The organism is Hathewaya proteolytica DSM 3090, from assembly GCF_900142225.1.
GTDB lineage: Bacteria > Bacillota > Clostridia > Clostridiales > Clostridiaceae > Hathewaya > Hathewaya proteolytica.
Map to the genome: position 1 here is coordinate 162,489 of NZ_FRAD01000004.1, position 24,794 is coordinate 187,282.

A 24,794-nucleotide genomic window follows, 5' to 3' on the forward strand; every position below is an offset into this window, starting at 1 on the left:
AATGTCTAGAAAAATAATAATAGATTGTGATAATACTTTCGCAATAGATGGCTGTGATATTGATGATGGACATGCAATAATATATACATTAGCACAAGAAAATGTAGAAGTTTTAGGAATAAATACAACCTTTGGAAACCATAAAATATCTTTGGTTTATCCAAATACAATTAAGTTTATGAAAGATATTGGCTGCTCAAATATTCCAGTTTATAAAGGAGCAAAATATTTTCATAAGAACAATGAGGCAGCAAAATTTTTAGTGAAAATGGCTAATCTCTATAAGGGTGAGCTATCTTTGATTGTTACAGGTTCACTAACAAACTTGTATCATGCTTGGCAAATTGACAATAGTTTTTATGACAAAATAGAAAGTATAGTTTTAATGGGGGGAATTACAGAACCACTAATCATTAATACAAAATTGTTGAATGAATTGAATTTTTCCTGTAATCACAAAGCAGCTTTAAACGTAATGGAACATGGTAGAAACCTTATAATAGCCACTGGCAACACTTGTTTAAGTTGTTTTTTCACTATAGAAAGATTTGAAAAGTTAAAAGATGGAAGCAAATTTGAAAAATGGCTATACCATGAAAGTGTTTATTGGTTTGAGAGAGAAAAAAAGGTTTACAAAAATAAAGGGATATACATATGGGACATTATAGCGGCGGCAGCAATGCTAAATCCACAACTATTTATAGAAGAAAATGTAGAAATTTCTCCAGATAAAAAGAGTATAAAAAAAGGTATGCTTATAGGCAAAGGAGAAAAACGAAAAGTTATTATACCAAAAATAAAAAATGCAGATGAGTTTATAGAGCATGTATATGAACAATATAAGAAATTTGGAGAGAAATTTTAGTTTGAATAATAAATACAATATGAAAAGAGGTGTTATCATAAAAAGAAAAACTATTAAACTATTTAAACGTTGTGTACTAGGTATACTATTTATGATATTAATAGGTCTAATTTTTCCTACTTGGACTCCTAGAATTAAAGGAGAAAATAGTATTAGTCAGCTTGACTACATTGAGATTAATGGAACAAAGTTAGCTGTTATGATACGAGGATATAAAAAGGATAATCCTATTATTATGGTTGTACATGGTGGTCCTTGCTGTTCAGAAATTCCATACATCAGAAAATATCAAAAAGAACTTGAAAAAAAGTTTACCATTATTCACTATGATCAGCGGGGAAGCGGAAAATCATATCACTTTTTGGAGGATTATTCAAAGATATCTTCAGCTTTGTTAGTGGAAGACTTGGTTAAACTATCTCAGGAAATATCAAAACGATTTAATAATAAGCAAATTATTTTAATGGGTCATTCTTTTGGTACATACCTTTCCATGCAAGCCATAGCACAGTCTCCTGAATTATACAAAGCATATGCGGGAATTGGACAGGTTGCTGATCAAATTACAGGAGAGTTAGATAATCTTAATTATTGCATAGAAATAGCAAAAGCAAAACATAATGAATCTGACGTTGCTTATCTTGAAGGATTACGGAATTCAATTGCTAGGGGTGAAATCAATACACCGCGAAATTATGTGAGAAAATATGGTGGTGCGGCACGTAAAATTAATGAAACAAAGGATATGACCACAGGTCTACTTTTTAACTCAGAATACAATTTACTAGATACAATTGGATATGCTTTGGGTGTAATAAGATTTCAGGATATTTTACTGGAAAATCAGCTAAAAAATCCATTAAGAAAGTTAGTGGAACATGTTGAAATACCTGTTTACTTTATTATGGGACAATATGACCACATGACTTCAACTGCAGCTGCACAAGAATACTTTAATTCCATTGTGGCTCCACAAAAAGAATTTATTATTTATGAAGGAGCTGCACATTATCCGCAACTAGAAGAAAAAGAAAAGTTCTACAATTGGATATGTGATACATTTGCAAAATAGGATAAGATATACCAAAATGAATCGGTGGTAAATTTAAAATAGGTTGAGGTGGAATAATGATTAGATTAGAAGAAATAACACCAGATAATTGGAGAGAAGAGTTGAAAGTTGCTCAGTCACAGAAAGATTTTGTATCAAATGATATGTCATTATTAGCTAGAGCTTATGCTTATCGAAATGATAGAAGCAGGGCATTATTCATTTACAATGATGACTTACCAATTGGCATTGGCACTATATTATGATTGTGATCCTTTGAATGCATATGATGATGGTAAGTATAATATTAAAAATATATTAATTTTATTTTAACAAAGTGGCAAGTATACAATTCTGTAAAATATACCATATGACAGTGGTAAATATGATGTGATAAAAAGTAGAATTGTTGCAATTAAGTAGATACAAGCTTTGGGTTCATTGAAAAAAAATATTTAAGATAAAAGATTTTTTTGAATGATAGAATATGTTATTTTTTTGTTAAAATAATATCATTCGTATAGATTTAATAAATAGATAAGTCAAATAGTATAGAAATATTCAATTAGACAAACTTTGAAGGTAGGGTCTATAATAACCGTGGAAAAACAATACTTATACTTAGGAGGAAATTTATGAAACTAAGAAAAAAAGTTTTGGCGGTTCTTTTAGCAGCTGTATTAGCCATAGGTACTGGATGTAATGCAGCAGGGGATAAAAATGGAGCGACAAAAAACGACACTAAGAAGACACAATATTCAAGTAAAAATGGAGATGTTATGGTGTTAACACTATTCCAAAATCCAAAGACGCTTGATATTCAAAAAACAAATGCTGATTATTTTATCCCACTTCAGATTTATGATCGTTTGGTTGAAGTAAAAGTAAGCGATTCTGGAGAAACAGAAGTTATACCAAGTTTAGCAGAAAAATGGGATATCAGTAATGATGGATTAGTATATACATTCCATTTAAGAAAGGGAGTTAAATTCCATAATGGTGAAGAGTTCAAGGCAGATGACGTGCTTTTTACTATTGATAAGGCAGTAAATCCAGATGAAGCATGTGTTAACGCTTCTCAATTTGCAGATATAAAAGGATATCAGGATAGATTAGATGGAAAATCAAAGGTTATTGAAGGGGTAAAGGTAACTGATGATTACACAGTGCAGATAACTCTAGAGAAACCTTCATCTTCATTTTTAGCAAGTCTTACAGGTGCACCAGCATCTATATTTAACCGTAAAGCTGTTGAAGAAGGAAAAGATAAGTTTGGCTTTGAACCTAAATACACAGTTGGTACTGGATATATGAAATTCAAAGATTGGACACAAGATAAAGAAATTAATTTAGTAAAAAATGATGATTACTTCAATGGACCAGCAAAAATCGGCGGAGTAAGATACTTAATGAATATTGATAAGTCTACAGAGCGAATGATGTTTGAAAATGGTGAGTTAGATTACATGAAACTTAGTCCAGAAAATCTAGATTATTTTAAGGGAAATGAATTATGGAAGAAAAATATTGGTACACATCTTCCACCAAGCATGGATTACTTCCTATTTAATCAGAATGACAAATTCCTTGCAGATGAAAACATTCGTAAAGCAGTTCAACTGGCAATTAATCGTGATTTAATGAATAAGACTTTTTATAATGGCGAGGGTATAATATTAAATGGTGTACTTCCACCAGCAATTCCTGGATACAATGATAAACAACCTAAAATACAATACAATCTAGAAGAAGCAAAGGCTTTATTGAAAAAAGCAGGTCATGAAAATGATGTGAAATTGACACTTCTTCAGAATGGTGAAAGTGAATACACACACCCAATGAATGAAATGGTACAATCTATGTTAGCTGAAGTTGGAATAAAAGTTGAGATTAAAAATATGGATATGACAAGCTTCTGGGATACAGTATCAAAGGGCGAAGGTTTTTCTATGTACCTAGGGCCTGTAACTGCAGACGTGCCAGATCCAGGTCAGTTCTTTACAACTTTCACAGTTGAAAATAGTAAGTCTAATGGATACAACATAAAAGACAAAGATTTAAGTAAAAAAATTGAAGAAGCAAACGGAATTTTAGATGCCAATGAGAGAATAAAGGCTTTGCAGGATTTGGAAAAGGTTATTACAAGCGAAAAATCATTGTACCTTCCTATAGTTGGCAAAAAAATGAATTACATTATTAGCCCAAGACTTAAGAATTTCAAGCTTGGTTGGCAAGGATGGGTTTGCTGTTCAACTCATGATGTGGAAATTGACAAGTCATACAATAAATAAAATAGAGTATCAATAATTGAAAGGTCATTCTCTGTGATGACCTTTTATTATAGTTAGGAGAAGAAAATGCAAAAATACATAGCGAAAAGAATTTTGGTATCAATTCCAATCATTCTAGGTGTTATCTTGATTACCTTTATCCTCATGAATTTGATTCCTGGTAATGCAGTTACGGCAATGATGCAAAATAAAATAAACAATAAAACGGTGGCCCGTGTAGAAGCCCAAATGCATTTGAATGACCCTATACCAGTGCGGTTTGGTCGTTATGTGAAAGACCTTATGCATGGAGATCTGGGAAAGTCTATAATTATGAATCAACCCGTATCGCAGTTAATTAAAAATGCATTTCCTAATACTTTAAAACTAGCAATGTCCGCTATATTGTTTGCTTGGGTTTTTGGCATTCCCATTGGGGTTTTTACGGCATTACACAAGAATACATGGTTGGATAAACTTTTTATGGGAGTATCATTAGTGGGAATCTCTATGCCAACTTTTTCAGTGGGTATTATTTTGCAGTATTTAGTAGCCTACAAATTAAAATGGACTCCCATTAGTGGCTTCTCCTCTTTAGCACATTTAATACTTCCATCTATAGTACTTGGGTGGAGCATGGCAGGAGAGATTTCACGATTAATTCGTACAAACTTAATTGATGTTATTAATGCAGATTATATAACAACTGCAAAAGCAAAGGGGCAAAGTTACCTTGGGATTGTGGTGTTTCATGCATTAAAAATGTCTATTCTTCCAGTGATAACTATTATGATGTTACAATTTACTTCATTACTTGGAGGGGCATTGATTACCGAGAATATTTTTGGAATTCCTGGCATTGGAACGTTATCTATTTCTGCACTTACCAATCGTGACATACCATTATTACAGGGAACAATTATTCTAAGTACCATGATTATTATCGTAGGAAATCTAATTGCAGATATTATTTATGCATTGATTGACCCAAGAATACGTTACGATTAGGAGGAATGACAATGAAAATAAACTTCAAAAAAACAGGAAAAATACTGGTGCAATATATGAAAAAAGATCCTGTGGGATTTATTAGTTGTATTATGATTATCATTTTTATTCTTCTGGCCATATTTGCAGACTATGTAACACCTTATGGTATTAATGAAACCCAGTATAATGCAGTAAGACAAGCACCTTCAGCTCAACATATTTTAGGCACAGACGAATTAAGTAGGGACATATTTAGTCGAATATTATATGCGTCTAGAGTATCATTGGTTATCGGTTTTGTACCCACTACTATAAATTTGATTATTGGTGCTATCCTTGGAATGATTTCAGGTATGTCCTCAAAAATAGTGGATACAATTATCATGAGAATCGTTGACGTAGTACTTTCATATCCCTTTATGATTTTGGCAATGGCAATCGTCTATAATCTAGGGGCGAGTACAAAAAACTTATTCCTTACGTTGATTTTAGTAGGATGGGCAGGTGTTGCCAGGACAGTTAGGGCACAGACATTGTCGTTAAAAAGTAGTACATATATTGAGGCAGCACGTTCTATGGGTGTTAGCAAATGGAAAATTATGATCCGACATATTCTGCCCAATATTCGTCCCATGTTAATGGTAATATACACAATGTCAATTCCAACCGCCATTTTATCTGAGGCGGGATTAAGCTTCCTGGGATTTGGAGCTCAGCCACCACAGACAAGTCTTGGAGTAATGGTTTCCAAAGGTAGAAATTATCTTTTTGATGCACCATGGATTTCATTGGCACCGGCTATATACATTTTAGTTATTTCGTTGTGTTTAAATTTCTTTGGAGATAGTTTGAGGGATATTCTTGATCCTAACCGAACAGAAGAAAAGTAGAGGTATAAAGTGATGGACGATATATTATTACAAATTAAAAATATGACCATTGGTGATCCAAAATCTAAAAATGCCATCGTAGAAAATCTCGATTTGCGAGTAAAGAAAAAAGAAATCGTTGGCATTGTTGGAGAGTCGGGTTGTGGTAAGAGCATGACTAGTCAGGCAATTATGAAGCTACTTCCCTCTAATATTAAAATTAGAGAGGGGCAAATTTTATTTAATGGAAAGGACCTTGTAGAGATAAGCGAGAAGGATATGAAAAAGATTAGGGGAAAAGACATCTCAATGATGTTTCAAGAACCTACAAGGGCTCTTCACCCGCTTCATCGAGTAGGGAAGCAGATTGAAGAAACATTAAAAATTCATACTAATTTATCAAAGCAAGATGCCAAAAAGAAAACTTTGGAATTGATGAAGGCAGTAGGAATCCCAAATCCAGAAATGCGGTATAATCAATACCCTCACCAATTGTCAGGGGGGTTGAATCAAAGAATTATGATTGCCATGGCTATTGCACTAGATTCTCCGCTTCTAATTGCAGATGAACCTACAACTGCTTTAGATGTAACTATTCAAGCGCAGATTTTACAGTTGCTTCGTTCGTTAAGAAAAAAATTTGCTATATCAATAATTCTGATTTCACATGACTTAGCTGTTATTTGTGAAAATTGTGATTACACCTATGTAATGTATTGTGGTCAAATTGTTGAGGCTGCTCCCATAAAGACTTTTCTGGAGAGTCCAAAACATCCATATACAAAAGCCTTAATTGAGGCGTGCCCTAATCCAGATAAAAAGATAGAACAACTTCATCCCATAGAAGGTGTAGTACCAACTATGGACGATATTCCTGAAGGATGTAGGTTTGCAGAACGTTGCCCATATAAAACGGAACAATGCACAAAAGAAAATCTTGAAATGTATTCACAGAAAGACGGAGCTTTTGTGAGATGTTTTTTGTATAGGGGGGATACAGCAAATGGGTAAGAATTTGATTGAGGTAAAGGGTGTTAGTAAAACATTTGTCAGTAGAGAAGTTTTTGGCAGAAAGAAAAAAAACAGTGTATTACATAATGTAGATTTGACAATATACGAAAATGAAACCTTAGGTTTAGTTGGGGAATCAGGGTGCGGTAAAACAACATTAGGTCGAATAATTATGGGAATTGAGACACCAACGGAAGGGAATATTTACTTTCGTGAAAAAAATATATTTCATAAGGGAAAAATGGAGTTAGAGGTACGAAAAAACATACAGATGGTTTTCCAAGACTCTTATGCTTCCTTAGATTCTAAAATGAAGGTCCAAGATATACTTTTAGAACCACTCATAGCGAACAAAATCGGAAATACCATGGAAGAAAAAAAAGCAAAGGTAAAAGAATTATTAAAAATAGTAGGACTTGATGAAATTCACATGAAACGCTATCCACACCAATTTTCAGGTGGACAGAGGCAAAGGATAGGAATCGCAAGAGCCTTGGCATTAGAACCAGAATTTATAGTTTGCGATGAACCTGTGTCGGCTTTAGATGTATCTGTACAAGCTCAAATACTTAATCTGATGAAAAAGATTCAGAAGGAAAAGACCTTTAGTAATTTGTTTATTTCTCATGACTTAGGCGTGGTAAGATACATTGCCCATAGGGTTGCAATCATGTATTTAGGAAGAATATGTGAGGTAGGCCCAACAGAGGAAGTGTATAATCATCCTAGACATCCTTATACGGAATATTTGATTCAGTCAGTTCCTAAAATGCAGATTCCTAATTGGCAGAATGAAAATGTAAGTGAAGGCAATTGTATAGCTAGTGAAGCCAATGCAAAGGAACAGGGTACAGGCTGTCCATTCTATTCAAGATGCAAGTATAGTACTGAAATATGCAAAAAAGAGTTGCCAAGACAAGAAGAAATACATGGAGTAAAATTTTATTGTCACTATGGGTTATAAAAAAACATAGTAGTTGCAATTACAACATAGAAAAAACGGATTTAGAGGAAAAGCCCTAAATCCGTTTTTTAATATCTTTGTATTTCTATTGATAGTTGTGCTAGTATATATATTGTTAGAGTAGAATTTAGGAGAAGGAGGGATAGAAAAATATGAAGATAATTCATTGTGCGGATCTGCATCTTGATTCAAAAATGGAAACTAATTTGAATGTAGAAAAGGCAAGGGAAAGGCGTATTGAGTTATTAAATACTTTTAAAAGAATGGTAGAATATGCAAAGAAAAATTCTGTGAGAGCAATAATAATTGCTGGGGATTTATTCGATAAAAAAAATATAACATTAAGTGCGAAAAATATGGTCATTGATCAAATAAGGGAAAATTCGCAAGTTGACTTTTATTATCTAACAGGAAATCATGAAATGAATGGTTTTATATCGAATATTTCTGAAATACCAAATAACCTTAAGTTATTCGAAAAAGAATGGAAAAGCTATAATTTGACAGAAAATAATAAGAGGCCCATAGTCATTACTGGTGTGGAATTAAGTGGAGATAATGAAAGTGATATATATAGTACATTGGAGCTAGATTATGAAGCCTTTAATGTGGTAGTTCTTCATGGTCAAATATCGGAGTATACAGCTAGAGAAGGTGGAGAAATAATAGATTTATCTAGATTAAAAAATAAGAATATTGATTATTTAGCCCTAGGGCATGTTCATGAATACCAAGAGGGGGAATTGCCACCAAGGGGTGAGTACTGTTATGCGGGATGCCTTGAGGGAAGAGGCTTCGATGAATGTGGAGAGCATGGTTTTGTAGAGCTAGATATTGATGAAGTAACCCATATTTACAAAAAAAAGTTTGTATCTTTTGCCTATAGAAATTTGTATTGTATTTTTGTAGATGTGACGGGTTGTAACACCACTTCTGATATGGAAAGATGTATAAATAAAGAGCTAGAAATGAGCTGCTGCCAACCACGGGATTTAGTAAAAATAGTTCTTGAAGGCAAAGTGGATGTAGAATGTGAAAAAGACATAGAAGCACTAGTTCAGTTATTCTCTAGTAGTTTTTATAAAATAAAAATATATGACCATACAAAATTAGCAATCAATTATCAAAATTACTTATTAGATGCCAGCTTAAAAGGTGAATTTGTACGTGCAGTGCAAAACGAAACATCACTTGATGAACAGGAGAGGGCTGAAATTATTAGATGTGGTATTCAAGCCCTAGAAGGGGAGGAAATTGAGATATGAGGTTAATAAGCTGTCATATAGAAAACTTTGGTAAGTTACATGATATTACATATAATTTTAATGAACACCTTAATATAATTTTAAAGGATAATGGTTGGGGAAAAAGTACTTTCGTTACCTTTATAAAAGTAATGCTCTTTGGGTTTGAAAATGAGTCTAAAAGAAAGGTAATTGAAAGGGAGCGAGGGAAGTTTGCTCCTTGGAATGGCAAGGTATACGGTGGACAGCTCGTCTTTGAGAGTAATGGAAGACAATATCGTATAGAGAGGACATTCGGAAGTAAAGAAAAGGAGGATTCTTTTGCCTTATACGATAACGTGACTAATTTGTTAACTAATGATTTTAAAATGGGAAATGGCAATATAGGAGAAGAGCTTTTCAACATAAACAGAGAGTCTTTTGGAAACACTGTTTTTATTGCCCAACTAAATTGCAAAACATCAGTTACTGATGATATTTATGCGAAAATAGGAAATGTGTCTAGTGATATATCTGATATGAGTCAATATGAAATAGTCCAATCAAAGTTAAAAAAAGAATTGGATAGGTTAACACCTCATAGGAAATCAGGCGAATTATATAAACTGAATGATGAAATTAATAAATTAAATGCTGAAATTAAGAATAAGGACGTTCAAAAAAATGCACTTCACAACTTGCAGAATCAATTAGAAAAGCTTAATTCTAGAAAAGAGGAACTTCAAAAGGACGACAATAATATTCAAGATGAAATAAGAAAGTTGAGTTCTATAAAGGATAGTAAGGTACTTTTACAAAAATATAATGAATTGAAATCAGTAAAGCTCCAGGCTATGTATAGACTAAAGGAAGAGCAAAATTTATTCCCTGTGAGGATACCACAAATGGATGAAGTGGATCAGTATATAAAGTATCAAACTTCTGCCATGGTATATAAGGAAAATGCAGCAAATTATTCTTTAGATGAGACACAAAAAAGTAGGCTCATAGAACTGAATAAAAAGTTTTCAAAAGGTATACCTAATGAGGAAGTGATGGATGATTTAGAGAAAAAAATAGAAACTCTGCAGGTATATGAAAAACAAATAAATGAAAACACACTTTCTCAGAATGAAATGAAAGAACTAAACTATTTATCACAGGTTTTCAAAAATGGCTTGCCAGATGCTCAGTACCTAGACAGTCTCATTGAAAAATGGGAGGAGAGAAAAAATAGAAAAAACAATATTAATGCTAAGAGTAATCTTTTGCAAACAGTCAAAAGTGTTAATGAGGCGCCAAAGAGAAGCATTAGCAAAATAGTAAAAATAATAAAAGTGATCTTAGCTATTTTTATTATTTTTATTGGAGTTATAGGATGTTTTAGTGTTTTACCATTGGGCATAATATTTATAGCTATAGGTGTTGCTCTTTTATTGAAAAAGAAACCATCATTAAGTAAAAAAAAGGAAGAATTATGTCAATGTGAAGATTACGAGGAAGAAATCGCAAAGGATACGGAATTTGTTCAATATGTTGATAAAGAAATAAGCGAGTTTATGAACAACTTTCAAGGTGATGTAAGTGAACAGAAGGTTTCTGAAAGCTTATATTTATTAAAAAATCAAGTGGAAAAATACAATAAGTTGATGTTTATGTATCAGGAGTGCAATAAAGCAGAAGATATACAGACATATGATAATTTGAAATCTAAAATTATGCAAGTGCTAGAAATGTACTGTGAAGATGTAACTCAGTGTGATTATTTAAAAGTTTTTATGGATTTGAAAAATCTTGTGTCTGAATATAAAAATCTTGTTTTGAGAGCACAAAAAAATCAGGAGCAACTAAATAAGTATTTTGCTATGAGTGCAGAGGTTAAAAATTTTCTAAATTCTTTAGGGATTACAGAAAATGATGACGCTGGTAATGTATTAAGAGCTATTGGAGATAGATTAAATAAAATTGAGTTTTTGAATAAGGACATGGAAGAGAAGACTGAGGCTATAAATGATTTTGAAAAGCACAATAATATATCCTTACTGCTACATAATGATACTTTGCCATCGGTGGAAAAGACATCGGAAGAACTTGTAGATTTGTCACAAAGTATGAAGAAAAAAATAGATGATGTAAAAGATGAAATCTTAGGAAATAGACAGAGTCAGAATGCTGTCATGACGGAACTTGATAGAATTGATGAATGTGAAGAAAATCTCATAAAAACTAAAGAAAACTATGAAGAATTGCACCATAGATATGATATATTAGGGAAAACTAGAGACTATTTAGAAAAGGCTAAAATTAATTTTTCGTCTAAATACATGGATCCTGTGAAGCAGTCATTTGATAAATATTATGGTATGATTGCGAAAAATGATGATAAAAAATATCAGCTTGATGCGAATTTGAATATGTCATTGACTGAATGTGGTGGACAAAGAGAAATTGAACTGTTAAGTGAAGGATATCAGGATTTGGTTGGCATATGTAGAAGGATGGCTATGATTGATGCTATGTACGAAAAGGAAAAGCCTTTTATTTTACTGGATGATCCTTTTGTCAATTTCGACTCCAAGAAAATGGAGGGTGCATTAAAATTCATGGATGAGATATCAAAAGAATACCAAGTAATATATATGACATGCCATGAAAGTAGGAAAATTGATTAGCTGTATATGAAGATTTAATATATAAGGAGAAGGAATATTATATGTCAACTACCATAAGTTATTACGATGAGAATGCAGAAAAATTTACAAACAGCACTGTTCTAGTGGATATATCTGATATACAAAACCGTTTTGTATCAAAACTTCATAAGGGAGCTTTTATTTTAGACTTTGGTTGTGGATCCGGGCGTGATGCCAAGTTTTTTTTAGAGCAAGGGTACTATGTTGTCGCTACTGACGGTTCCAAGGAGTTGTGCAGGCTGGCCAGTGATTACGCTGGAATAGATGTAAAACACATGTTATTTCAAGAATTAAGTGATATAGAAGCTTATGATGGTATATGGGCATGCTCTTCAATTTTGCATTTGCCTACAGATGAATTGAAGGTTGTACTTGAAAAAATGGCTAATGCTCTAAAAGATAATGGGCTCATTTATACTTCCTTTAAATATGGAGTTTATGAAGGTGAGAGAAATGGACGGCACTTTACGGATATGACGGAAGCTAAGTTTCAAAAGTTGCTTTATGGTATAGAGTCCATTATTATAGAAGAGTATTGGATAACCTCGGATGCAAGGCCGGGAAGGGGAGAAGAGAAGTGGTTGAACTTATTACTTCGAAAGAGATAGAAAGAGAAATAGAGTGTAAAATTATAGAGGCAGAATCCACTGATGTGATGACAGGCGGTGATGATTGCAATAGATACTTGTATTATCAATTAAAAGCCAGTATTCAAAAAGCAAAGAAAATTGATATAATAGTATCATTTTTGATGGAGTCAGGGGTTAGAATGATATTGAATGACTTAAAGTCTGCATTACATAGAGGTGTGAAAATACGACTGCTCACTGGGAACTATCTTGGAATCACACAGCCTTCAGCTCTATATTTAATCAAAAAAGAGCTGGCTGATTCCATTGATTTGAGGTTTTACAATGATAGGGGTCGTTCCTTTCATCCCAAATCTTATATTTTTCATTATGACAATAGCAGCGATATTTATATAGGCTCTTCGAATTTGTCTAGAAGTGCACTTACATCGGGAATTGAGTGGAATTACAGATTTAACAACTTATTGGACGAGAAAAATTTTCAGCAGTTTTATGACACCTTTGAAGATCTATTTTACCATCATTCAATTATAATAGATGATGCAGAATTAAAAAGATACTCAAAAAATTGGCATAAGCCAGCGGTATCAAAGGATTTGGACAGATATGAGAAAAATGAAAAGGAAGAAGATTTAGACGCTAAGGTTCAGCTTATATTCCAACCAAGAGGGGCACAAATCGAAGCCTTATACGCCTTAGAGGATAGCAGAAAAGAGGGTGCTACTAAGGGATTAGTACAAGCAGCTACTGGGGTAGGAAAGACTTATCTAGCTGCCTTTGATTCAGCAAAGTACAATAGAGTTCTTTTTGTGGCACATAGGGAGGAGATATTAAACCAAGCCGCTTTACCTTTTAAAAATGTTAGGCATTCTGAAGATTATGGATTTTTTTATGGTAAGCAGAAGGATACAGATAAATCCGTAATTTTTGCTTCTGTTGCCACTTTGGGACGAGCTGAGTATCTACAAGAGAAATATTTTGCACCTGATTATTTTGAATATATTGTTATTGACGAGTTTCACCATGCTGTTAATGAGCAGTACCAGAGAATTGTGCGGTATTTTAAACCTAAATTTTTGTTGGGACTAACTGCCACGCCAGAGAGAATGGATGGCAGAAATATATATGAGATATGTGATTACAATGTTCCTTATGAGCTATCCTTGAAAGAAGCCATTAACAAGGGGATGTTAGTTCCTTTTCATTACTATGGAATTTATGATGAGACAGATTATTCTAAATTGCATGTGGTGAGAGGACATTATGACGAAAAAGAACTGAACGAAACATACATTGGCAATGTGAAGCGCTATGATTTAATATATAAATACTATATGAAGTATAATTCTAGTAGTGCACTGGGGTTTTGTTGTTCCAGATTGCATGCTGAGGAAATGGCTAAGGAATTTTGTCGCCGTGGGATTCCCTCAGTTGCAGTGTATAGCGATGCCAAAGGTGGCTTTTCAGAAAATCGTGAGGAAGCTATAGATAAATTAAAAAATGGAGAAATCAGGGTTATTTTTTCAGTGGACATGTTTAATGAGGGCTTAGACATTCCCAATGTGGATATGGTACTATTTCTTCGTCCTACAGAATCCCCCATTGTGTTTATGCAACAGCTAGGAAGAGGGCTGCGTAAGAGCAAAGGAAAGACCTATTTAAATGTTCTAGATTTCATTGGCAATTACGAGAAAGCTGGCAAGACGCCATGGCTACTTAGTGGCATTGCTGGCAATTCCAATCCTATAAACCACGGGGCAGATTTGGTTCATAAACTTAATTATCCAGATGATTGTATTGTTGATTTTGATATGCGGCTTGTGGACTTATTTGAGGAATTAGAAAAAAGAGGAATAACTATTAAAGAAAAGATAAAGAATCAATATTATGATGTAAAATCATTGCTTGAGGGAAAAGTTCCCACTAGAATGGAATTGTTCACCTATATGGAAGATGAGGTGTACGAGCTTTGCATGAAGAATTCCAAGGAAAATCCTTTTAGAAGATATATGGATTACCTTTATGATCTGAAAGAGTTATCCAAGGAGGAACTTGAAATTTACAATAGCCTTGGACGAGAGTTTCTAAACGTGCTGGAAACCACGGATATGCAAAAGGTGTACAAGATGCCCATTCTTTATAGCTTTTACAATAATGGAAACATACGCATGGAAGTTACGGAGAAGGCTGTGCTAAAGCATTGGAAAGCTTTCTTTGGAACAGGTACCAATTGGAAAGACCTTGGTGCTAGTATTTCTTATGAGGATTATCTTAATATTTCGGATAGACAACATTTAAGTAATGCTAAGAAAAATCCCATTAAATTTTTAAAAGCTTCAGGGAAAGGGTTTTTTGTGGAGAAAGAAGGATATGCAATTGCCTTGCGAAAGGAATTAAGTGAGTTTGTTGGAAATGATGTATTGAAAGCTCAAATGAAGGATATTATTGAGTATCGAACTATGGAATATTATCGTAGAAGATATAAACAGAAAAGTTAAGGCCCAACTTTATTGTTGAGCCTTGTTTGAGTTAGGGTGGTTATATTTTATCTTCTTCAATACTTTGCTTTAATTCTTGTATAGCCCTTTGAACTTCGGGATTTTCCTGGAATTCATCCATGGACTTATCTTCTGATAGACCACGTAGCAACATTTTTCTTAGAAGCATTGAAATTCTTGGTTGCTCATCTTTTATTTTTATAGCAGGAGAAAATAAAACTGGGTTTGGCATTAAAAGAGGTTTATTGGCATCCTTCATCATTTTTAGAAGACTTTCTTTTTGTTTATCTGAATCACCTAGGCGTTCATAAGCTTCCACAAAGAAACCCTCACTAAGACCACCGCCAATACCAAATATATCCTCTATTTGTCGGTAAATCTTGCATATTTCCATCATTTTTTCGTTGTCGGGCAGTATTTCTTTATTCATCATAGAAACTAAACATAATTGTGTTTGTCGTACTAAGGTATATAATTTTTTTTGAGTTGATTCCAAGGCTTTTTCGGGTTCACCACGTTTTAGATAAATTTGTGACCATAGCATAGTAGTGTCTATATTGTGATCTGGCAATTCTTTTAATAGCGGTTCAGCTTTTGCAATATCATCCTTTGCTATGGCAAGGGAAGCTAGTCCAGATACAGCATACTGCCAATAGGGAGAATTTCCTGCAAGGTGGACATAATTCAAAAGTACTTCTTTTTCCCTTTCCCACTGTGTTAGTTTTTCTTCAGATTCTTTTGGAAAAAACATATTGAAAGCACAGAGTGCATTATGTGCATTGTACTTCAATTCTATGCTTGATGGATAAGTATGAAGCAATTTTTGTAGTAAATCCTCAGCACTTTTCAAATCTCCATTAGTAGCATAATCCATGATTTCTTTCATATAAGCTGCAATTTGCTCAGAGGTCAATGTTTCTTCAAAATGAAGTAATGTATCTACATTTGTATCAAGTGCCCTAGCTAGTGGGCATAACAAAGCTATATCAGGGTAGGATGAGTCAGTCTCCCATTTGCTCACTGCTGGCGGTGAAACACCTACTGAATTTGCCAGTTGTTCTTGAGTCATGCCTTTTGCCTTTCTAAGATTTGCGATACGGTCACCTAATTTCATTTCCATATTAAAAACACCCCTTTTCATTATTTAATATATTATAAGTATAAATCCTGTTTATCATCAGCACAATGGAGGCGTAGTTAACTAATAAAAAGAAAAGAATAACTGTGGGTTAAGTTGGAAGGTGAATTGTTGGATAAAGAAGAATATATAAGTGTAGAAAATATTATTAGACTTTTGGGGTGTTTAAGAGACTAAGTTATATAAGAACAAATAGAAAAAGGTAAAGGGGGTAAATGATTATGGATAACGGTGCAAGTAGCTACCACCGTTTTTTAATGGGAGATGAAGAAGGGTTTCGGGAAATAATCGAGATGTATAGTGTGAAACTTGTATATTTTATAAAAGGGTTTGTCATGAATATGGATGTGGCTGAGGAAATTATGGAGGACACTTTTTGCGATCTTATTGTATACAAGGGGAGGTATAAAGGACAGTCTTCCTTTAAAACTTACCTATTTTCCATAGCCAGAAATAAGGCATATGATTATATGAAGCATAGAAATCGTGAAAACTATAGTATAGATAAGGCATATGAGTTAACTGGTGATAAGAGGATGGAGAATAGCATAATTAAAGATGAAAATGATAGACATGTATATACTGCCATGTGCAATCTTAAGTCTGAATACAAGGTTTTATTATATCTTCTGTATTTTGAACAATTAACTTACGATGAAGCGGGGAAAATACTGAAGAAGACTAATAAACAGATTAAAAATTTAGCATATTCGGCCAGAAAATCTTTAAAGATGATTTTAGAAAAGGAGGGATTTGAATATGAAGAATACTGATGAGTTAATAAATAGCATAAAAAGAAAGGCAAATGCTAAAATATTATTACGAAGGAAAAGAAAAAAAAGTCTTTTATTTGGTTTGGGAATTTGTTGTGGCATCGCTGTTTTGATTGGTAACTATTGGGATAAATTTTTCCTAAAAGGAGATAGGAGATTTTATTTTCAGGATCCTAATAAGAAATACACAGAAGCAAATTATGAAATGGGGATTCATATACCCAAAATAAGGCTTGAAAAAAGTAAAAATGGTATTAGTACTTGTATGATTGGACTTGTTGTATATAAGGATAACATATATACGCAAGCGCAGTATATAAATGGTGATAAATCGCTGAAAGAAAAGTATGTAGGCAATTATATTGGAAGAGCAAAAGGGAATATTGATGAATATTCGGGAAAAGATGAGTATTCAAAGGAACTTGCGTCTACAGTAATGGGAGACGTATATACGGTTAAAGGGTATGACGAGAATTTTAGGATTTGTACAGTCCAAGAGGAAAATGGGGTAGTTGGTGTACAGTTTTATGAAATGCTAAACGGTATAACTTTTAATCGTGGTGAAGATCTCTTCGGGGAAAATAGGTTGAACTTAAAAGAAAATTGGAAAGGCGTAAGCTTTGTAACTCATGATGATTGGGACAACAACAGTTATGAAGAATATGAATATGCATCTTTGGGTTGTACACAAGACGAAATAAATAAATTTCTTCAAAGGTTATACCAAGGTAAATTTCAATATTTATATAGTAATGGAGACACAGTTAGCATATATAATTCTGAAAATAAACAATACCATTTGTTTTTCAATATGAAGGACGGTACTACAGTAGAGCTTAGGTTGTTTGAGAATGGGTATGTAGGTTACCAAAATCTTGGGTGGTATTTTATTAAAGTTGATGGAGAAGAATTTGATAAAATTATTCAAAGCTGTGTAAAATAGTCTAAGCAACACCTAATTAAAAAATATTTTAAATAGGTGTTGCTTTTTTGTATTCTCCAGCATATAATCTATTTAAATAGAATTTTAAATAGATATGGAGGTAAAAAAGTGGGTATAGCAGATACATTTAAAACATTATCGGACCCTATAAGACGTGAAGTACTCACCATGTTGAAATCTGGAAGGATGACAGCGGGAGAAATTGCTGAAAAGTTAAATATAACTCCAGCAGCATTGTCATATCATTTAAAATTGCTTAAGAAAACAGATATGGTTATGGAGTATAAGTACAAAAATTTCATCTATTACGAGTTGAATACCACTGTATTTGATGAATTAATAATTTGGATGAAACAATTTGGAGGTGGAGAAGAATGAAAAAGAAGTTATTGTGGTTTTTTACCTTATTACCTATGATTGTAACTACCGTAGCCATGCAATTTATGCCAGACAAAATTCCAGCACATTATGATATGTCAGGAAATATCGACAGATGGGGATCAAAATACGAGGGGTTCATAATGCCTAGCATCATCATTGTATTGACCTTATTTTGGAGCTTATTTATACGGCACTTTGAGAAAAAACAAAGAGCAGCTACTGACGAAAAAGAGGCTATAGAAGCTACTAATAATGCAAAAATTATATATTATATGGCTATTGGTCAATCTATTATGTTTGGGATAATGGGATATTTTTCTATGTATACTGGATTTTTAGAAGTTAAAAATAATATGAGTCAGTCTAATGTTGACAAGTATTTGTTTATTAACATATTTATGAGTATATTTTTTATTGCAATAGGAAATATTTTGCCAAAATCAAAGCGCAATTCTGTAGTTGGATTGCGTACAAAAGCAAGTATGGTAAATGATAAAGTTTGGGCCATGAGCAACAGATTTGCTGGAAAATCATTGGTTATTTCTGGAATTATAACTATCATTGAGACCTTGTTCATAGGCGGAGTAGCATCCACCTTTATTATGGTTGCTATATTAGTTGTAGATGGCATAATTAGCGCAATATATGCACAAATTGCAGTTGATAAATATGAAAAAGAAAATAAAATGGATATTGAGTGAAAACATGACACTAAATTATGTATTTGAATTTTAAAAATTTAGAATACCAAAGTATAAAAAGTTTTCTCTAATTATTTTGATATGTCTTAACAGAAGGGAATTAGTATGGTATAATATCTTTAATAGTTGTTAAAAATATATCAATATTATAAATCAATTATAAAAATATATAGGAGATGAGAGCATGGATTATAAAAATGTAGTTGTTGCAGGTGGCGGCGTTTTAGGTAGTCAAATAGCGTATCAAACTGCTTTTAAAGGTTTCAATGTGAAAGTTTGGTTAAGAAGTGAAAGTTCAATTGAAAGAGCTAAGCCAAAGTTTGAGAGACTTAAAAACATTTATTTAAATACTCTTGAAGCATGGAAAACTAATCCAGCAGCGTATTGTCGTGGATTTTCAGATTCAAAGGTTTTATCAGCTACTGAAATTGATGAATTAAAAGAGCAAGCAATTAAGGCTTATGAAAATATTCATCTAACTGCAAGTTTTGAAGAAGCTTTCAAAGATGCAGATTTTGTAATTGAATCTATTGCAGAAATACCTGACGAAAAGATTGCATTTTATAAAGAGATGTCGAAACATCTTCCAGATCATACTGTTGTTGTTACAAATTCATCTACACTTTTACCTAGTGCATTCGCAGAATACACTGGAAGACCAGAAAAGTATTTAGCTCTACATTTTGCCAATGAAATATGGAGGTTCAATACAGCAGAAATCATGGGTCATGCTGGAACCCAGCAAAAATATTATGATGAAGCTGTAAAGTTTGCAGAAGCAATTGGCATGGTTCCATTAAAGCTTAAAAAAGAACAACCAGGTTATATCTTAAATTCTATGTTAGTTCCATTATTATCGGCAGCAGAAACTTTACTTGCTATAGGTGTTGCTGATCCACAAACCATTGATAAAACTTGGGAGCTTGCTACAGGAGCACCTGCAGGACCTTTCAAGATTCTTGATATAGTTGGATTAACTACTGCTTATAATATTAATAGTATGAATCCAAAAAGCCAAGATCCAGAATCAATTCCTGGCAAAATATCTGCCATGCTAAAAGAGTATATAGATCAAGGCAAGACAGGCATTAATGCGGGTGAAGGATTCTACAAATATAAATAATGTAGTTACTATGAAATAAAAATAAACAAAGAAATAAACCCTGATTCGATTTAATTCGGACCAGGGTTTTTATACATTTTTGAAAAAATGATGATATATAGATAAGAATCATATAAATGTGTTAAAATTGAGGTATGCGCAGTAGTGATAAAGTAGATATATAGTGTAAAAAACTTTACACTAATAAAATAGATATTGGGGGAAGGATATGATACTAAGTTTTGAAGGAATAAAAAATGTTAGAGATATAAGCGAGATAAGAAGAGCAGATGGAAAAGCATTAAAAAGAAACAAAATATTTAGAGGGGCGGAATTATCAGAAGCTACCGAAAATGATATAAAATTATTGAAGGGAAAATATGGAGTAAAGGTTATTGTTGATTTTAGGGGAGAGTCGGCTTGTTCTGAGAGACCCAATAAGCTTGTACCTTCTTCGCATTATTACAATATACCATCATTGCCAGCAGGAACTATTCCAAAGGGGGAGAACGATACTAGCGAAGAGTTTGCGCAGTTAATGGAAAGACCTATGGAAATGTTTATGAAAATATATGAAGCGCTGGCTTTATCAGAAGAAAGTGCAGATGCATATAAGAAGTTTTTTCACATATTAATTGACAATAATTGTCCTAGTGTATATTTACACTGCAAACAAGGAAAAGATAGGACAGGTATTGCCATGTTTTTGCTTCTTACTGTACTTGGCTTTGATAGAGAGGATATTATAAATGATTATCTTATGACCAATGACGCTATGAAACCTGAATTTGACAGGTTGAAGAATGAAGGAGTTTTAAATGATAAACATAAGTTGGAATTATATACAGTAATCATGCTTGTAAGACGTGAATGTATTGAAAAATATATAAGTTTGATAAATGATAAATACGGCTCAGTGGACAGTTATATAAGAAATAGACTTGGCATAGATGAGGATAAAGTGAAGTTACTTCAAAAGGGATATTTGGAGTAAAGGGAGTTTGTTTTATTTTGCACTTATGACTATAGAAAATTAGTTTGAAATTACAAAATATACTATAGATTTTGTAGATTAAAGTTGAAATATGCTATATATAATAGTATCATAATATTTGGGAATAATATAAAGCCTTGAAGAGTAAATAAATTTTTCAAGGCTTTATACTTATAGAGAGGGGGAGGGCAAATAAGATGAGTGTTTGGAAATTTGCACGTTTAGAGGCTATAGAAAATACAGTTTTTAATAATGCATTAGAGAAATTTTATGGACTTGGTGTGGATGGATTAGTGAGAGAGAATATACAGAATGCTATGGATGCAAAATTAATTGATAACATTACTCCAGTGGAAGTATATATTGAATTAGGGGAAGTGTACAGTAGCAATATTCCAGGTATAGACGAAATCAGGGATAGAATTTGTCATCTTAAGGGCGAAAATAATTACAGCAGAGGGACCATCGAGCATATGAAGAGGGAACAGGGTAAACTATTGGTTCCTTATATTTCTTTTGAAGATAGTAATACTAGAGGTCTTACTGGAGCAAAAAATGGACAAAATTTTCACGTAAACGATACGTGGGGGGCATACGCGTACAAGAAAGGTGTTCATCCCCAAGAAGATGATGAGGAAAAGGAGAGTCTAAGAGGTGGATCCCATGGTATAGGAAAGATTGCATCTAATGCAGCTTCAGATCTTCATATTATGTTTTTTGCTAATTGTGATGAAAATGGAGACAAGCATCTTGGTGGTACAGTACAACTGATAGAACACCAGTATAATGGCGAATTTTATAGAGATACCGGTTATTTTTCTGATGAAATAGGGAATGTATTATATCCTTATGAAAATAAGTTTGGTAATATATTTAAAAAAGATACTAGAGGTTTAAAGATTATTATTCCCTTTTTAAGAAAACAAAATAATGATGAGAAAAGTGTTATATGTAGTGTATGTGATAACTTTTTTATTGCTATTATTGAAAAAAACTAGTTGTTCGTGTAAATGACTTAATTATTGATAATGATAGTATCATCAATATAGTGAAAAACAATAATTATTATGAAGGCTTAGAAATAGATAATATAAAGAAAAATTTTACTTCATTATATATAAATACCTACATGAATAAAGAACCAAAAGAGATAAAAATTGAGGATAAAGATAAAGAACAATACGAGTTTATGTTATATCTTGACTATAATTGTAACATAAAAAAAGGGCGTATGGCTATTGTTAGAAGAATCGGCATGAAGATTGAGGATAAAAAAATAAAAAATATGGCTACGGCGCCTTTTAATGCGGTGATGATTCCTGTATCTGATAAAGAGGATAAATTTCTTAAGTCACTAGAAAATGAATCTCACACTTCACTATCCAGTGATCATATTAAGGATCAAGATATCCAAAATAATGCTAAAAGATTCATTAATAATATATCTAAAGAAGTTGGAAAGTATATTTCTGATATAATGAAAATGGAAAATCCTGTAGGTGGAACTATGGATACTTCAGATATATTGTACTCAGTGGAAAGTAGTTTTAAAAAGGAATTTCAAAAAGATATTTCTACTGTGCAGTTAACAAGACGTAATAGTAAAAGCAAAAGAAATATAGTGAAAGTTAAAACTCATGTTAAAAGTAATAATGGTGATGACAATGCTAAAACAAACCAAAATACCTTTGGCACACAGAGAAAAAAGTCTGCAAGAAGGCAAGATGGAGACGGGAAAGATCTAAACAGAGTTAGATTTGGAGCTGAACCAGAGGAAGTAAAACGACTTGTATTGCCTGGGAAAGAAATTCTATATATCGACCTTTCAAACAATTATCAATACAGTAACGAACACCTATGTGACATTGTATTACATATTGTAGATGGCACCGGTAAAGAATACAGCAGTGAATTTTATATTAATAACAGCTATTTTAATATTGTTGATATGAATACGAATTTACAATGTTCTGTGAAAAATAATACCATTAAAAATGTGTCTATTTGTAACAAGAAAATTCAGTTAAAATTACAGACTACAAGGAGTTACAACAGTTCATTAAAATTCATATATTATGTGGAGGTGTAAAAGTTGATATATACCAAGAAAGCAAATTTTCCATATCCGTTGCTTATCAATAATACTGATGATTATAAAAATGCAAACTTTGATTTTGATGTAGAGTTAAAGGAGAATGCTGACGAATATATTTTTGAAATACAATATAATATTAGTTCTGATTTCATAATAGATATGCTGAAAAATAAAAAAGCAAGAATTATTTTGATTATTAAGGCTAGGGATAATCAATTTCATGTAATATCTGACATGAATAATGCGGTGGTTCATGTAAAAAAATCAAGATTGTCTTTAGACAGTAGAACAGTATTACAGCTTATGCTTCAAGCTAGAATAGACATTGGTTTCAAAGATAATAATGATATAAATTGCTTTTATGATGAATATAAGGATAATATTGTAGTAAATGCTGGTATGGCATTGGGATTTTCTAATACAATATTATTTGATGGAAGCCAAAACAAACCTTTTGATTTATTCGAAAAGAGAGTAGATTCCTCTATTATATCAGATATAGAAATTGAGTTGAACAGTGAAACCATAGTTATTGTATACAAGAATGAAGATATGCAATTTAGAGATATATCTTTTAGTAGAGATTTGAATAATCCGTACATATATATGGGCTTGCAGAAAGCTATTATGAAATTTATAATAAATAATTCTGCCACACCAGATGAAGGTGTAAAGTTAGATGATATAGTGGAAGATTTATGACCATTAGACCAAAAATTATATGGTTTAATGATATCAAAGAGTATTAAAGAAGTGTCTTTAGAAAATTTAGATGAGGTGGTCTATTTGATTTCGGATCATGTACTATCAAAATATGCTAAAGCAGTGAGGGGATTATGCAATGGAAATTAAATTATTAAAAGAGGGGTATAAAAATAATGATGAATTTTATCAAGATTTTCTAGTTGGTAATTTACATGATGATAAATATCTTTCAGGAGATTCTGTAGTTATAGATGACATTCCTGATTTTCCAATATATTTTACTGATATTAACAATGAAGATCAAAAAAAAGAATTCATACAACTTATGTCTGTTATACATGATTATTTTTTAAATCTTGATCGTGAAATTTATTTTAATGAAATTTTTTGGCATTCATTTTTATGTTTATACAAGAGAGAATATATTTTAAAAAAATATCCTCAGCTTATAAGTAGTGAAAATTATTTTCATAGAATTGTAATAAAAAATTTTGATTGGCAGAATCATATTTATAGAGCACTTTTAGGGTCCCAATATGTAAATGATTATACAAATGGTAGTGATCAACAACGTTACTATGAACTAATTGTTAATAATCTTGATTTGGTTAACTATATTATGAAATATCCAATTTTCAGAAATGGTAATTTTTTTATTAATATATTAGACATTGTAGATGAAACTAATACCAGTAAAATTATGAAATCTACTATTAAAGGGCGAGACGATCTTGGAAAGGATGAGAGATATGGTCGACGCGTAATTTTTGAATTTAATAAGAGTTATCCAATTGTACTATCTCCTATGATAGAAAAAAGTGATCTGAAAAATTATTTTTTGAAATTTCTTTCTTATTATTATCAGGGGGAAGAAGTGGCAGCAACTAAAGGAGAATAGTTATAACATAAATCAACCTCTAGATATAAATACTGGAGGT

At 32.4% G+C, this 24,794-nt stretch carries 23 protein-coding genes; 22 read left to right on the forward strand and 1 reads right to left on the reverse strand.

Features of this window, described 5'->3' with window-relative positions; all coding sequences use genetic code 11:
* Window position 1 precedes the first annotated feature (1 nt).
* The 12 genes from BUA73_RS02315 (at window position 2) to BUA73_RS02370 (ending at window position 15,024) form a co-directional block, all read left to right on the forward strand.
* Window positions 2–865: a nucleoside hydrolase gene (locus tag BUA73_RS02315; protein ID WP_072901882.1), complete on the forward strand. Its 864-nt coding sequence runs from the start codon at window positions 2–4 to the stop codon at window positions 863–865.
* The gene (locus tag BUA73_RS02320) at window positions 831–1,937 is read left to right on the forward strand and encodes an alpha/beta fold hydrolase (RefSeq protein ID WP_242942310.1); all 1,107 of its coding nucleotides are present in this window, start codon (window positions 831–833) and stop codon (window positions 1,935–1,937) included. The genes BUA73_RS02315 and BUA73_RS02320 overlap by 35 nt, the downstream gene beginning before the upstream one ends.
* 56 nt (window positions 1,938–1,993) lie before the next feature.
* Window positions 1,994–2,182, forward strand: a complete 189-nt coding sequence (locus BUA73_RS02325) for a hypothetical protein (protein WP_072901885.1) — start codon at window positions 1,994–1,996, stop codon at window positions 2,180–2,182.
* Window positions 2,183–2,551: 369 nt separating this feature from the next.
* Window positions 2,552–4,207, forward strand: coding sequence for an ABC transporter substrate-binding protein (locus tag BUA73_RS02330; protein ID WP_072901887.1), 1,656 nt, complete (start codon window positions 2,552–2,554; stop codon window positions 4,205–4,207).
* A 66-nt stretch (window positions 4,208–4,273) separates the two neighbouring features.
* Window positions 4,274–5,194, forward strand: coding sequence for an ABC transporter permease (locus tag BUA73_RS02335; protein WP_072901890.1), 921 nt, complete (start codon window positions 4,274–4,276; stop codon window positions 5,192–5,194).
* 11 nt (window positions 5,195–5,205) lie between these two features.
* Window positions 5,206–6,066: an ABC transporter permease gene (locus BUA73_RS02340; protein WP_072901892.1), complete on the forward strand. Its 861-nt coding sequence runs from the start codon at window positions 5,206–5,208 to the stop codon at window positions 6,064–6,066.
* A 12-nt stretch (window positions 6,067–6,078) separates the two neighbouring features.
* On the forward strand, window positions 6,079–7,056 hold the full coding sequence (locus tag BUA73_RS02345) for an ABC transporter ATP-binding protein (protein ID WP_072901895.1): 978 nt from the start codon (window positions 6,079–6,081) through the stop codon (window positions 7,054–7,056).
* Complete coding sequence (locus tag BUA73_RS02350; protein ID WP_072901896.1) at window positions 7,049–8,020, forward strand: ABC transporter ATP-binding protein; 972 nt, start codon at window positions 7,049–7,051, stop codon at window positions 8,018–8,020. Before BUA73_RS02345 ends, BUA73_RS02350 begins: the two co-directional genes overlap by 8 nt.
* A 152-nt stretch (window positions 8,021–8,172) precedes the next feature.
* A complete protein-coding gene (locus BUA73_RS02355) occupies window positions 8,173–9,285 on the forward strand; it encodes a metallophosphoesterase family protein (RefSeq protein WP_072901899.1) in 1,113 nt (370 codons plus the stop codon).
* Window positions 9,282–11,915, forward strand: a complete 2,634-nt coding sequence (locus BUA73_RS02360) for an AAA family ATPase (protein ID WP_072901901.1) — start codon at window positions 9,282–9,284, stop codon at window positions 11,913–11,915. Before BUA73_RS02355 ends, BUA73_RS02360 begins: the two co-directional genes overlap by 4 nt.
* A 41-nt stretch (window positions 11,916–11,956) precedes the next feature.
* Complete coding sequence (locus BUA73_RS02365) at window positions 11,957–12,544, forward strand: class I SAM-dependent methyltransferase (RefSeq protein ID WP_072901904.1); 588 nt, start codon at window positions 11,957–11,959, stop codon at window positions 12,542–12,544.
* A 47-nt stretch (window positions 12,545–12,591) separates the two neighbouring features.
* The gene (locus BUA73_RS02370; protein ID WP_093426667.1) at window positions 12,592–15,024 is read left to right on the forward strand and encodes a DEAD/DEAH box helicase family protein; all 2,433 of its coding nucleotides are present in this window, start codon (window positions 12,592–12,594) and stop codon (window positions 15,022–15,024) included.
* A 40-nt stretch (window positions 15,025–15,064) separates the two neighbouring features.
* Here BUA73_RS02370 and BUA73_RS02375 read toward each other — a convergent pair whose 3' ends face one another.
* A complete protein-coding gene (locus BUA73_RS02375; protein ID WP_072901909.1) occupies window positions 15,065–16,144 on the reverse strand; it encodes a helix-turn-helix domain-containing protein in 1,080 nt (359 codons plus the stop codon).
* Between the two features lie 239 nt (window positions 16,145–16,383).
* Here BUA73_RS02375 and BUA73_RS02380 point away from each other — a divergent pair, with 239 nt between their 5' ends.
* The 10 genes from BUA73_RS02380 (at window position 16,384) to BUA73_RS02420 (ending at window position 24,754) form a co-directional block, all read left to right on the forward strand.
* The gene (locus tag BUA73_RS02380; RefSeq protein WP_072901911.1) at window positions 16,384–16,935 is read left to right on the forward strand and encodes an RNA polymerase sigma factor; all 552 of its coding nucleotides are present in this window, start codon (window positions 16,384–16,386) and stop codon (window positions 16,933–16,935) included.
* A complete protein-coding gene (locus BUA73_RS02385) occupies window positions 16,922–17,878 on the forward strand; it encodes a hypothetical protein (protein WP_072901913.1) in 957 nt (318 codons plus the stop codon). The genes BUA73_RS02380 and BUA73_RS02385 overlap by 14 nt, the downstream gene beginning before the upstream one ends.
* A 108-nt stretch (window positions 17,879–17,986) precedes the next feature.
* Complete coding sequence (locus BUA73_RS02390; protein ID WP_072901917.1) at window positions 17,987–18,256, forward strand: autorepressor SdpR family transcription factor; 270 nt, start codon at window positions 17,987–17,989, stop codon at window positions 18,254–18,256.
* Complete coding sequence (locus tag BUA73_RS02395) at window positions 18,253–18,960, forward strand: DUF1648 domain-containing protein (RefSeq protein ID WP_072901918.1); 708 nt, start codon at window positions 18,253–18,255, stop codon at window positions 18,958–18,960. Before BUA73_RS02390 ends, BUA73_RS02395 begins: the two co-directional genes overlap by 4 nt.
* A gap of 184 nt (window positions 18,961–19,144) precedes the next feature.
* Window positions 19,145–20,083, forward strand: a complete 939-nt coding sequence (locus tag BUA73_RS02400; protein WP_072901920.1) for a 3-hydroxyacyl-CoA dehydrogenase — start codon at window positions 19,145–19,147, stop codon at window positions 20,081–20,083.
* A 208-nt stretch (window positions 20,084–20,291) separates the two neighbouring features.
* Complete coding sequence (locus tag BUA73_RS02405) at window positions 20,292–21,056, forward strand: tyrosine-protein phosphatase (protein ID WP_072901921.1); 765 nt, start codon at window positions 20,292–20,294, stop codon at window positions 21,054–21,056.
* Between the two features lie 197 nt (window positions 21,057–21,253).
* Window positions 21,254–22,054 (forward strand): hypothetical protein, encoded by an 801-nt coding sequence (locus tag BUA73_RS13670; RefSeq protein WP_084671983.1) that lies wholly within the window; start codon window positions 21,254–21,256, stop codon window positions 22,052–22,054.
* Between the two features lie 50 nt (window positions 22,055–22,104).
* The gene (locus BUA73_RS13675; RefSeq protein ID WP_084671985.1) at window positions 22,105–23,145 is read left to right on the forward strand and encodes a hypothetical protein; all 1,041 of its coding nucleotides are present in this window, start codon (window positions 22,105–22,107) and stop codon (window positions 23,143–23,145) included.
* 3 nt (window positions 23,146–23,148) lie between these two features.
* Window positions 23,149–23,853 carry a hypothetical protein gene (locus BUA73_RS02415; RefSeq protein ID WP_242942311.1) on the forward strand — a complete coding sequence of 235 codons (705 nt, stop codon included), beginning with the start codon at window positions 23,149–23,151 and terminating at the stop codon, window positions 23,851–23,853.
* A 139-nt stretch (window positions 23,854–23,992) separates the two neighbouring features.
* Window positions 23,993–24,754: a hypothetical protein gene (locus BUA73_RS02420; protein WP_072901923.1), complete on the forward strand. Its 762-nt coding sequence runs from the start codon at window positions 23,993–23,995 to the stop codon at window positions 24,752–24,754.
* Window positions 24,755–24,794: the final 40 nt, after the last annotated feature.

Excerpts from the sequence above, each read along its gene's own strand:
- BUA73_RS02315 (WP_072901882.1), top strand. The coding sequence starts at position 2 with ATGTCTAGAAAAATAATAATAGATTGTGATAATACTTTCGCAATAGAT.
- BUA73_RS02320 (WP_242942310.1), top strand. The coding sequence starts at position 831 with ATGAACAATATAAGAAATTTGGAGAGAAATTTTAGTTTGAATAATAAA.
- BUA73_RS02325 (WP_072901885.1), top strand. The coding sequence starts at position 1,994 with ATGATTAGATTAGAAGAAATAACACCAGATAATTGGAGAGAAGAGTTG.
- BUA73_RS02330 (WP_072901887.1), top strand. The coding sequence starts at position 2,552 with ATGAAACTAAGAAAAAAAGTTTTGGCGGTTCTTTTAGCAGCTGTATTA.
- BUA73_RS02335 (WP_072901890.1), top strand. The coding sequence starts at position 4,274 with ATGCAAAAATACATAGCGAAAAGAATTTTGGTATCAATTCCAATCATT.
- BUA73_RS02340 (WP_072901892.1), top strand. The coding sequence starts at position 5,206 with ATGAAAATAAACTTCAAAAAAACAGGAAAAATACTGGTGCAATATATG.
- BUA73_RS02345 (WP_072901895.1), top strand. The coding sequence starts at position 6,079 with ATGGACGATATATTATTACAAATTAAAAATATGACCATTGGTGATCCA.
- BUA73_RS02350 (WP_072901896.1), top strand. The coding sequence starts at position 7,049 with ATGGGTAAGAATTTGATTGAGGTAAAGGGTGTTAGTAAAACATTTGTC.
- BUA73_RS02355 (WP_072901899.1), top strand. The coding sequence starts at position 8,173 with ATGAAGATAATTCATTGTGCGGATCTGCATCTTGATTCAAAAATGGAA.
- BUA73_RS02360 (WP_072901901.1), top strand. The coding sequence starts at position 9,282 with ATGAGGTTAATAAGCTGTCATATAGAAAACTTTGGTAAGTTACATGAT.
- BUA73_RS02365 (WP_072901904.1), top strand. The coding sequence starts at position 11,957 with ATGTCAACTACCATAAGTTATTACGATGAGAATGCAGAAAAATTTACA.
- BUA73_RS02370 (WP_093426667.1), top strand. The coding sequence starts at position 12,592 with ATGACAGGCGGTGATGATTGCAATAGATACTTGTATTATCAATTAAAA.
- BUA73_RS02375 (WP_072901909.1), bottom strand. The coding sequence starts at position 16,144 with ATGGAAATGAAATTAGGTGACCGTATCGCAAATCTTAGAAAGGCAAAA.
- BUA73_RS02380 (WP_072901911.1), top strand. The coding sequence starts at position 16,384 with ATGGATAACGGTGCAAGTAGCTACCACCGTTTTTTAATGGGAGATGAA.
- BUA73_RS02385 (WP_072901913.1), top strand. The coding sequence starts at position 16,922 with ATGAAGAATACTGATGAGTTAATAAATAGCATAAAAAGAAAGGCAAAT.
- BUA73_RS02395 (WP_072901918.1), top strand. The coding sequence starts at position 18,253 with ATGAAAAAGAAGTTATTGTGGTTTTTTACCTTATTACCTATGATTGTA.
- BUA73_RS02400 (WP_072901920.1), top strand. The coding sequence starts at position 19,145 with ATGGATTATAAAAATGTAGTTGTTGCAGGTGGCGGCGTTTTAGGTAGT.
- BUA73_RS02405 (WP_072901921.1), top strand. The coding sequence starts at position 20,292 with ATGATACTAAGTTTTGAAGGAATAAAAAATGTTAGAGATATAAGCGAG.
- BUA73_RS13670 (WP_084671983.1), top strand. The coding sequence starts at position 21,254 with ATGAGTGTTTGGAAATTTGCACGTTTAGAGGCTATAGAAAATACAGTT.
- BUA73_RS02420 (WP_072901923.1), top strand. The coding sequence starts at position 23,993 with ATGGAAATTAAATTATTAAAAGAGGGGTATAAAAATAATGATGAATTT.